The sequence below is a fragment of the Oscillibacter sp. KLE 1745 genome, assembly GCF_000469445.2.
GTDB classification, from domain to species: domain Bacteria; phylum Bacillota; class Clostridia; order Oscillospirales; family Oscillospiraceae; genus Oscillibacter; species Oscillibacter welbionis.
Map to the genome: position 1 here is coordinate 46,157 of NZ_KI271744.1, position 11,570 is coordinate 57,726.

The 11,570-nt window shown below is 56.3% G+C and carries 6 protein-coding genes; all 6 read left to right on the forward strand.

Annotation, left to right across the window (positions count from 1 at the left end; all coding sequences use genetic code 11):
- Window positions 1-920 (forward strand): zinc-ribbon domain-containing protein (locus tag HMPREF1546_RS12860; RefSeq protein ID WP_021752015.1); only part of this gene is annotated, 920 nt, incomplete at its 5' end.
- A 61-nt stretch (window positions 921-981) separates the two neighbouring features.
- Complete coding sequence (locus tag HMPREF1546_RS12865) at window positions 982-7,152, forward strand: S-layer homology domain-containing protein (RefSeq protein WP_036630708.1); 6,171 nt, start codon at window positions 982-984, stop codon at window positions 7,150-7,152.
- 889 nt (window positions 7,153-8,041) lie between these two features.
- On the forward strand, window positions 8,042-8,203 hold the full coding sequence (locus HMPREF1546_RS19265; RefSeq protein WP_021749980.1) for a hypothetical protein: 162 nt from the start codon (window positions 8,042-8,044) through the stop codon (window positions 8,201-8,203).
- A gap of 235 nt (window positions 8,204-8,438) precedes the next feature.
- Complete coding sequence (locus HMPREF1546_RS12875; RefSeq protein ID WP_036630705.1) at window positions 8,439-9,284, forward strand: tyrosine-type recombinase/integrase; 846 nt, start codon at window positions 8,439-8,441, stop codon at window positions 9,282-9,284.
- Between the two features lie 359 nt (window positions 9,285-9,643).
- Window positions 9,644-10,966, forward strand: coding sequence for a tyrosine-type recombinase/integrase (locus tag HMPREF1546_RS12880; protein ID WP_036630703.1), 1,323 nt, complete (start codon window positions 9,644-9,646; stop codon window positions 10,964-10,966).
- A gap of 282 nt (window positions 10,967-11,248) precedes the next feature.
- Window positions 11,249-11,570 (forward strand): S-layer homology domain-containing protein (locus HMPREF1546_RS12885; RefSeq protein WP_021752016.1); only part of this gene is annotated, 322 nt, incomplete at its 3' end.

The window sequence follows — 11,570 nt, forward strand, 5'->3', positions numbered from 1 at the left end:
GCGCCGGAAAGCAGGCGTGGCCGGGGGAAAACGATCTGGCCTCCCAGCGGCCGGACCTGCTGGAACAATGGCACCCTACCAAAAACCTGCCCATAATACCGGAGCGCGTCACCGTGGGGAGCCACTTCAAGGCATGGTGGGTCTGCGAACAGGGCCACCAGTGGCAGGCCATCGTTAAATCCCGCACGCTGGGCGGTTGCGGCTGTCCCATCTGTGCTGACCGGGTCCTGCTGCAAGGGATCAACGATCTTGCCACCACCCACCCGGAGCTGGCGAAGCAGTGGCATCCTACGAAAAACAGTGATCTGACGCCCCGGAACGTGGTAGCCGGAAACTCCCGCAAGGTCTGGTGGCTGTGTACCAAAGGGCACGTATGGCAGGCAAAGATCAGCTCCCGGACCTCCGGCGGGGCGGGCTGCCCTGTCTGCGCGGGGAAGCTGGTAATCGCCGGAGAAAACGATTTGGAAAGTCAGTTCCCTGCTATCGCCGCCCAGTGGGATATGGAGAAGAACGGGAGCCTGACACCGGACGCTATCTCCCCGTACAGCAACCGCCGGGTGTGGTGGCGGGATGCGCTGGGCCATGCGTGGCAGGCGTCCGTGGCTGCCCGTACTCAGCACGGCAGTGGGTGCCCTTACTGCACAGGGCATCAGGCCCTGCCCGGCTTCAACGATCTAAAGACGCTGGCCCCAGAGGTGGCCGCCCAGTGGCACCCCGCTCTCAACGGCGCCCTCACCCCGGAGCAGGTGACGGCGGGGAGCCATAAAACGGCGTGGTGGGAGTGTCCCAGCGGGCATATCTGGAAAGCCATCGTTTATTCCAGAGCGGGGCCGCAGAAATGTGGCTGCCCCGTCTGCGCCGGGAAAGTCCGTCCAGAGCGGCAGGAGTGCTACCGGCGGATGCTGGCGGAGATGGAATAAAAAACAGGGCCGGTCAGCCAACTCCCGGCCCGGAACAAAAACACAATAGGAGGAATGAGAAGTGAAAAAACGGATCTTAGCAATTCTGATGATGCTCTGTCTGCTCACGGGGCTACTACCTACTGCGGCGCTGGCCACAGGCCCAGACCCCGCCCCGGTCGCTGCGGACAAGACCACCTACACCGACTGGGAGGACCTGTTCGGCGTAGGCGAAAACGCATACCTGACCACCAAGGACATCGGACGCATTTGGACGGACAAGTCTGTGTCCACGGAGGATATTACATTGCCCGGCACCCCCGTAGATGGACTGGATGCCAACACAGTGAAGAAAGATGCTGACGCCGACTTTCTGGTGGCCCTGTCCGGCCTGGGCTCGGCGGCCACCATCGTGGATACCTCCACTGTCCCCATCGACACCGTACTGATTCTGGATATGTCTCCGAAAATGGGAGACCCGGATACGAAAGCGCAAGCCATGCTGACCGCGACAGAGTCCGCCATCCGCACCCTGATGGCCGCAAATCCTAACAACCGGGTCGCGGTGATCGGATATTCCGACCACGCCTCTGTGCTGCTGCCTCTGGATCACTATCAGAATGGGACGCAAACTGCCTATTTTGATTATGCTCCAAATTCAGGAACCGGCGGCAGAGTAACCGCTTGCGGGATCAACAGCAATGCAAATTCCGTTGAGAGTACATTTGATATCGATCGGCGGAATTCCGGCACCGACAAATACACCCAGTCCGGTATTTATCTGGGCGCACAGGAGCTGCTCAATGCCGACACCACCGTGAGGGTGGGCGGGACCCAGGTCGACCGGGCACCCCAGATCATCCTGCTCTCTGAGGGCGAGCCGAAGGACGGCGATACCCGGGTGACCGCTCCCCCGACGGATACCAGTAATAATATCGAAAAATATGTATTTGGAGATGGTGCGGGTAGTGATGAATCCCGCCACGCCCAGTCTTTCGCCATGATGATGACTGCCGCCTATGTAAAGGACCTGGTCGCCGATCACTATACCCACAAGGGGGCATTTATCACCATCGGCGTAGATCCGGCCACCGCAGACGCCCCCGACTTGGCCCGGCTCTGTCTGAACCCGAAGGAGCAGCTATCCTCCAATCCGCACGCCAACGATTTTAACGCTTATTTCAGCACCTACAAGCAGAACAACAGCGTTGAAATTATGAGATATGGCGAAGGGTTGAGCCGCGCTGACTATGTCACCTTCTCAGGCTTCCCGGCCTCCGTCACCAGCCTTGCCTACAATGACGCGTACTACGAGGTAACGGACGTAGACAACGCAGACGCCTGGAAGAAAATCTTTGATGAGATCGCAAACGACATTGCCACTCAGGCCCCCACCTCTCCCACTGAGACCCCTGAGGGCGCGGAGGGCACCGGTGGTAAGAACGGCTTCATCACCTTTACCGATGAACTGGGTACCTATATGAAGGTGGTGGGCACCCCCACCGTGCTCTATGCCGGCCAGGCGTTCAAGGCCACAACAAACGACAACGGTGCTACCTACACCTTTACCGGCACCGTGGAGGGCAACGAGATCTACGGAGAGGCCGACTTGGCCGATCTGCAGCTGACCGTCACAACAGACGGGGACACCCAGATCCTCACCTGGAAGGTCCCGGCCAGCCTGATCCCCCTGCGCACCGTCACCGCCAAGAGCACCACCGACGCTCTGGGTGAGACCACCCACACCATCCAGCAGACCCGTGAGGCCTACCCCATCCGCCTGTTCTACTCGGTGGACCGGGATGATGCTGTCACATTCGATCAGAACGACAACGACTACCTGATCGCCCACTCCAAAGACGGCACCACCAGCTTCTACAGCAACGCCTGGGATGCCGCCGGCACCGGTGACACTCAGTACGGCACCGCCACCGCCGTCTTTACCCCCGCCGATTCCAACGCCTTCTACCACTACACCGAGGATACCCCCCTGTATGTGCTGGTGGACAATGTTTCAGGCGGCAACCAGCATCTTTTGACGGATGCTCAGGCAAAAGATCATTTGGATCAGCTCTCCGTCATATCCCCAGAGGAGATCACAACAAGCGGCGGCGTGTCAATCGATGGCACAGTCTACAACATCGTGCGCGCCACGAGTGCGCATACAGGCCGCGGCGCCGCCTTCTTCTATGAACACCGGTATTATCAAGCGAAAAACACAGGGGACGAGGGCGAACTTGAGGCCGACCTGCTCACCGATTACCATCTGGTGCTTAACCCCCAGGCGCTCATCGGTCACACAGATGGAGACGCCGGCGGCCTATACATTAAAGCAGGCTCCGCCAAGCTGAGCCGTGTGTCCGACGGCACCGCCGCCAAGACCGACAATGTAACTAGCACCGCCGCCCACTACCGCCATCCGGTCTATACTGTGGACGATACCACGGTCACCGTCTACCTGGGCAACAACGGCCTGCGCACCGAAGCGACCCCCACCGGGACGCTGACGGTCAAGGTAACAGAGGACATAACCAACGCGGACCCAGATCAGGAATTTACCTATACCCTCGGCCTGTACAACGCCAGTTCCAGCGACGTAGGCACTGTGGATCCGCTGGAAGGAGATTATTCCATCACGATCGATTCCAACAGTGGTAATAGTATCTGGAACGGCGGAACCTTCAAGCTGAAGGCCGGGCAGACAGCTACCATCTCCGGCCTGCCTGTGGGCACGGCCTATCAGATCACGGAGGCCTCTCCCGCAGGGTACACCCCCTCCTACACCAACGGCGACAGCGAATTTGCCTATCAATCTCACGGCCTGATCCGGTATGTTCAGGGGCAGACTGTCCCCCAAGCCTCCCTGACCATCACTTATGCCTATGATCCTGCAGCGAGCAGTTATACACTCTCTTATCATGCAAACGCGGAGCGTTGGGGGCAGGCCGCTAATATCCCCGGCAACGCGACTGTTACCGGCGGCGAGATCACGCTTTCCTCTATGATCCCCACCATTACGCTGAATGAAGCGGGCAAAAAAGCCGTTTTTATAGGTTGGACCGAGACAGCCGTAGACAAAATCTACGGTGTGGAGGACACGCTCGACCCAAGCATGGTTTACAGCGCTGGCAGCCAATACACGATCTCCCAAAATACCACCCTGCATGCTGTCTGGGGCTACGACACCGACAATGATGGGACAGCGGATGTCAACGAGACCAAGCGCACCGTGACCTATAACGCCAACGGTGGCATGTTCGGTAGTGATCCTTCCACCGGAACAACCAAAACCGAGAGGGTCCCGGCGCAGCCCAACTACAAGCTGAATACCACCGCCGCGTTCAAGCCTACCCATGCGGATGATAACAGTATAAAGGTGGCCTTTGTGGGCTGGTCTCTGACCGTTAGCGACACCATTTACGGCTTGGATGACAACTATGATTCCAACATCCTCGTTACCACGGTGGATGTCTCTTCGGGGGATAAGGCCGTCTACGCCGTATGGGGCTATGACACCGACGGCGATGGCAAACCGGATGTGCGGGATGAGGCCTATATCATCACCGCTTCTGTTGATGGAGGCAACGGTTCTATCATGCCCTCGTCCCTCCATGTTATCGCCGGGATGGACGCCGCATTTACCATCACTCCCGAGGAAAACTACGCCCTGGATACCGTCACCATTGTGAAGAAGAGTATCGACGATTCCACAGTGGAAACCAGCACCTATCACAACGACGGGGAGCAAAGCATTCCCGGCTATGCCAGCGACACCCTTATCCTGGAGGATGTCCAGTCCAACTACGCCATCACCGTCACCTTTGCGGATGATGAGGACAGTAACGGTATCCCGGACAAGTACGAGCGCACCCTGGCCTATGACGCCAACGGCGGATATTTCGGCAGTGAGGACACGACCGAAAAGATGGAGCGCGGCCTGAACGACAGCGACAGCCACAGACTGAAGACCACCGATGATTTCAAGCCCACCCACGCCCAGGATGGCGGCCATGATGTACTGTTCATCGGCTGGACCCAGACAGACAACAGCGAAGCGGTCTATATGCGCGGTGATACTCTGCCCCAAACCTGCACGCGCCTGACCATCAGCGGCAACATGACGGTCTACGCAGTGTGGGGCCTGGACGAGGATAACGACGGCATGGCTGATGTCACCGAAGATGACCACCACATCACTGCCACCGCTGGATCCAACGGCTCCATCAATCCTGAAGAAGCCTATGTGTCCGATGGAGGAAGCGCCACCTTCACCATCAACGCCGACAGCAGTTGCGCCGTGGACACCATCACCATTGACGCGGGCGAAGCGGGCGAACAGGTCCTCACCAATAACGGCGGCTCCCTCCCCACCGGTGTGGCCGAAAAATGGACCTCCTACACCTTCTCCAATGTGACGGAGGATCACACGATTTTTGTCACCTTTGGCGAGGACAAGGACGGCAACGGTGTGCCTGACACCAACGAACCGGAGGCCGCCTATACCCTGACCTACCACGCCAACGGCGGCGCGTTTGACGATGGCAGCGACACCCTTGAGGTCAAGGATCTCTCTGGAACATATCAGTTGACGGATAAAGCGCCTACCCATGATTCAGTCGATTTAGACGGTACATCTGTCCCCGTCCTCTTCATCGGCTGGATGACCGAGGACGACAGTGCAAAAATTTACAGTGGTAACGACACCGCCCCCAACACCGTGACCTCTGTTGCCATGGATGAGGACAAGGAGGTCTGGGCTGCCTGGAGCTATGACGAGGACGGCAACGGCGAGCCGGATGTCACCGAGACCCAGTACACCGTCACTGCCCGCGTAGAAGGTGAGGGCGGCTCCATCGACCCGACCAGCAAGACTGTAAACGCCGGAGAGAATGTGGAGTTCACCATAGACGCCGAGGACGGCTACGCCCTGGACTACATCACCGTCAATAGCGACGTGGTCTACGCCAATAACGACCTGGAGAACACCTTTACCGACATTTGGACCCTGGAGGATATTCAGGAGGACAGCGCAGTGGTGGCCTACTTCGGCACAGATGAGGACCAAGACGGCATGCCTGATGAACCCTCCTACTGGACCATCAAAGCCACCTCTGGAAGCGGCGGCTCCATCGACCCGAAAGGGAATGTGTTCGTTTCGGACGGCGGAGGCCAGCGCTTTGAGTTTGACCCTGACCGCGACTATGAGATCAACCACATCCAGGTGGACGGAGACAGCGTCCGGGTCCGGGACTCTTATACCTTTGAAGAGGTAAGGGAAAACCACACCATCCACGTTACCTTCACAGAGACCGCTGCGGGCACCGACGATAATGAAGATGATGACTACACCCTGTACTACCATTCCAATTTCGGCGCCGACAAGCGTTTCTACCAGACCCAGAGCAGCAGCACCATGAAGGTGCGGGACTACGGGGACATGAAACTGCTTCCCGTCCGGGCCGGCTATGAATTCCTCTGCTGGAACACCGAAGAGGACGGCAGCGGCAGGGACTACGCCCCCGGGGACACTTACCGGGTCAGCGGCTCCAGTGCCCATCTCTACGCCCAGTGGGGCAAGACGGGCCTCACTCCCGACGACACCGGCGTTTCCCGCTGGCTGAACACCCATGACCATATAGCCTACCTGTCCGGCTATGCGGACGGAAACTTTGGACCGGACGACAATATGACCCGTGCTCAGGTTGCTCAGATGTTTTACAGGCTTCTGCTGGAGAAGGATGTACCCATTACGGTGCAGTTCAGCGACGTCCCGGCTGACGCATGGTATGCTGCTGCTGTCAATACGCTGGCCTCCCTGGGCATCGTAAACGGCATCGGTAATAACCAGTTCGCGCCTGAGCGCCAGATTACCCGTGCGGAGTTCACGGTCATCGCCATGCGCTTTGGCAAGCTGGATACCAGCGGGGCCAATATCTTCACTGATGTCAAGGCGGACGACTGGTTCTATGACCAGGTGGTAGGCGCGATCAAGTACGGCTGGATCGGCGGTTACACAGACGGCTCCTTCCGGCCCAACAACACCATCACACGTGCTGAGGTGACTACCATTGTGAACCGGATGCTGGGCCGGACAGCGGATACGGACTTTGTGGACACTCACGCCGACGAACTGCACAAGTTCTCTGACGTGCCTGCAAGCTGCTGGGCCTATGACCAGATCATGGAGGCCACCAATGCTCATGCGTACAGAGGCTCCTCCGACGGGGAGAAGTGGACGAGTCTCTTGAAGTGAGGGAACAGCCATGTAATCCAATTTGCTGTGAACGGGCATAGGCTGCGATGCCATAATCAATGCAAAAGCGATGGGTCAGTCATCACGACTGGCCCATCGGCTTTTGCAATTCTTCTTGTGGATCAGCGGTCACGAAGCGAAAATCAATTCAGAAGAAAAGAAGTCAAGGAACTTGGCCGCTGAAAAGGAAAGCCGTCAAACTGCTGCAACAGTCCGGCGGCCGCTGCGTTTCGGAAAACACAGCCTGATATTCTGTTCAGTTTACCAGAACGGCCTCCGAAACGCAATTAACCAAGTTCCACAGTCGACAGATGTCTGCGCTGAAGCAGGCAGCTGCTCAATAGCAAGCGTAGCGGCAGGCGGAGAAGTCCGGTGTGAAGTTCGTGCCACCTGATAAGGAGCAGAGCGCATGACCGCGCCGCTGCAGAACCTGTGTGCTGCTGTGTGCGGCGATGGCGGTGCCGGTAGGGTACACGCCCCGCGCAAGATGGAGGACGCGGTGTGCAAGCAGTGTGCCCCGAGTGTCTGGTCCTCTCGGACCCAAAAGTGTGGGAGAATCGAGCGGTCGATTTTAGTGCAGGATAAAGGCAGGTGGTCGCAAGCACCCTTCCAGCCGATCACACCGACCCGCAAAGCAGGGCGGGGCAACGGATTGCGGGCTTTCAGAGGCGGGCATCACAGGCGGCCGGAATGGAAGAAGAAATTCTGCAAGCCTGCTGAAATCAAGGAGTTCGGAGGTGCACCCGCGGGGGTCACCTCGGGAATATTGGCCTATTTTTGAGCCAATTTGCGCAGTTCCTAAAATTGTGAATGTTTTGATAACAAAACGCGTTTCCTGTGGCTATATTGTTTCTGTGGTATGGTGTGTTGCGGATAAGGGAGGATACACATGACCACAAACCAACTGCCCATCCGTCAGTGCCGCTACTGTGGCAGCGATGACATGGGGCTGGGCTGGCAGCATGGAGAGGCCCTCAAATACCATAGAGTGTTGGGAAACCGGCTGAAATACCTAATCTGTCGGCGCTGCGGGACGGTGCTGGATCAGTGAGTGCGTGGCGGAACCCCGCCGTTTCCCGCAGGCAAAGTCGCGCTAACACAATGGAGCACCAGATAATTATGAAAAGAAAAGCTGAAAACTCGCATATCTCCCAGGCACCGGTGGCAATCCTATCTTTACGGCGCAATGGGAATGAAGCCCACAGCGGTAATAGCCGCTGTGGGCTTCGTTATTTCCGCCTTTCCTGTACAATATCGATATGCAAAGTCGAGGGGGATTCATTGTTATGTCAGAACAAGGACTCACAGGGTATCAAATTCAGGGATATGCCCAGCACCTCAAGCTGGAGGAGAAGAGCGAAGCTACCCTGGAAAAGTATCTCCGGGACATTCGGGCGTTCGCTGCTTGGGCAAACGGGCAGAAGATCAGCAAGGAGCTGACCGCGGAGTGGAAAAACCACCTGGTAGAGCAACACTACGCGCCCACCTCTATCAACGCCATGCTCTCCGCTTTAAACAGTCTGCTGGAATTCCTTGGCCTCAACGACTGCCGGGTAAAATTCCTGAAGGTTCAGCGTCGGCTATTTCGGGACGCTGACCGGGAACTGACTAAAGACGATTACCAGCGGCTTTTGAACACGGCCTATCAGCTTGGGCGGGACCGACTGGGGCTGCTGGTGGAGACCATCGGAGCCACGGGTATCCGGGTCAGCGAAGTAAAATATGTCACAGTGGAAGCCATTCGTCAGGGCAAGGCGGAGATATCCCTCAAGGGCAAGATCCGCACCATCCTGCTGCCGGGAAAGCTCCGCCGCAAGCTACTGAAATACGCGCAGAAACAAAAGATCGCCTCTGGCGCGATCTTTCGCACCAGAAGCGGAAGAGAGCTGAGCCGCCGTCAGATCTGGGCAGAACTGAAAGGGCTGTGCAAGCACGCTTGTGTGGAGCCAAGCAAGGTGTTTCCCCATAACCTGCGACACCTGTTCGCCACAGTCTTTTACCGGGTCTGTCGGGACATCGTCAAGTTGGCGGACCTGCTGGGGCACAGCAGCATTGAGACTACCCGCATCTACCTGGTGACCTCCGGCTCGGAGCACCAGAGAGCACTGGACCGGCTGGGGCTTGTGTCATAATCTCAGAATCAACATTCCGACAAGATGATCGCAAAAAAATAACCTGTTCTACATATTTATAAATAAATTTTACCACAAAGGACACCTGCCTGCAAGAGGGATTCGCCCCTTTGGGCAGCAGAACAGAGCCGGAAAAACGTCAAATTTTATCCGGCTTGAATCCTTGTGCCATTTTTCATGCCCGTGCTCCCCGCACGGGCTCTTTTTTTGCGCTTTTTCCACCGGGTTTCTCGATCTGAGTCAGTTGGGCACGGGATGGAATGTTGATTCTGTGACGAATAAGCCGGCCGCCGATGAATGATCGCCCATATTGGTTTTATTTTGCGCCAGATGGAGAAATCAGGGCACAGGAGGGGCATATGCAGGAATATCTTGTAAATCGGCCAGATGAGGCAACGATGGAACGGCTTTTGAACATCCACACCGTCGATGTTGCTGGTGTGGTCCTGCGCCTTGCGTGGCAGGTAGGGCTGCTGCGCGACGAAATCACAAACCTGACCTGGGATCAGGTCGATTTTGAAAGCTTCCAGATTCATCTACCAGACCGGACCGTTCCCATTGGTGAAACGCTGGCCGACTATCTGCGCACCGTACATAAACGATGGACATTTGTCATTGGAGATCCTGCAAACAACTATGTAGTCTGGTCTGACCGTTATCACAAGCAAATGCAGCCCCAGGCAATTTCACGCATAGTCCGTAAGGCTTTGGATGAGGGAGGGCAGACGGAGGTGCGGCTGATCGATCTGCGTCATGACTATGTAATTCGGCAGTTGGAGCGATATGATTGGGCCTATGTGGCTCGAATTACTGGTACGGAGATCCGGTCACTGCAGCTGCACTTTGCGCAGCATCTGCCGGATGGAAAAGCCGGACCCAAACACATTGATAAATCCGATGAAATCGATGAATTCAGACTTTGGAAGATCCTGCAGGCAGAAAAGGATACTCCTGCAGGCTTGGCTCTGTGGCTCACCTGGAGCATGGGCCTTTCAGCCACCACTATTGTGTTTCTGACCTGGGACCAAGTGGATTTTGATCGAAATGTGCTCTGGCTGCCGGAAGGCGACATTCCCATGACCACCGCAGTCTCTCAGCTCTTGAAAAAGAGATATAAAATCCGGGCGGGGGATCCCCATGTCTTGCTTTCTGCTGAAGCTAAAAGGCCCTTGGACATCTATCGCCTATCCCGCATTGTCAGAACGGCACTGATCCGCGGCGGTATGGAAACTTGGACGTTACGAGACCTGTGGCTTGCCCGAGGTGAGAACAGATGGAGCCAGGCTGTCCTTGGAAAGATCAAACAGGATGGCCCTGTTACGCGCAAAGAAGTAATGGAACTGCTTGGCCTCTCTAAATATTCCGCCTACCAGCGGCTGCACAGAATGGTAAATAAACGACTTCTCATTCGGGTAGGGTGCAAATATTACCTGCCTGGTTCTGTTGTTCCGCCGGAGCAACAGAGCGAGACTATCTACAATTATCTAAAAACAGAGGGCTTTGCCTGCAGACAGGACTTGGCCGACATCCTCCACATCGGTACGAAGCAGTGTGGCATTTTATTGAAACGGGAAGTCGAGTCCGGAAAATTAGTGCGCATTGCCCAGCGATATTATCTCAAAGACTCTCAATCGTTCACAGTGGCGTCTGGCAGCCTATATCAAATCGATTCAACCCAATAAGGAGCGCATTAAAACGGTTAAAAAACGAAATTTTTTGTTTGGTTACAAATGTGTTATAACAAATATCTGATGGAATATGCAAATTATTTCGGTTCGTTAACAAAACCCGGCAAATCGTAGACAGCAGCATTCTCCTGGGGTAAAGTGATGGCGCAGAAAGGAACTTCTGTGGTCCGTTCCGGGCCGGAGCTACGGGAGGAGACAGCCCCGGCGCATATACACCGGCCCGGAGGACGGACTCCAAAAGTCCCTGCAAATTTTTTATAAGGAGGAGAAATCCAAATGAAGAAATTTCTTTCACTGGTGCTTGCTCTGGTGATGACCATGTCTCTGGTCACCGTCAGCGCCGGCGCCGAGGACTTCGCGGATGACGGTGAGATCACCTACAAGGAAGCTGTAGATGTGATTTCTGCTCTCGGCATCGTCGATGGCTACAGCGACGATTCCTTCCGTCCCGATGGAGTCCTGACCCGCGGGGCTGCTGCCAAGATCATCTGCAACCTGATCCTGGGCCCCACCACCGCTGAGGCGCTGAGCGCCGGCACCGCTCCCTTCAAGGACGTGCCTGTCACCAACACCTTCGCGGGCTACATCACCTACTGCT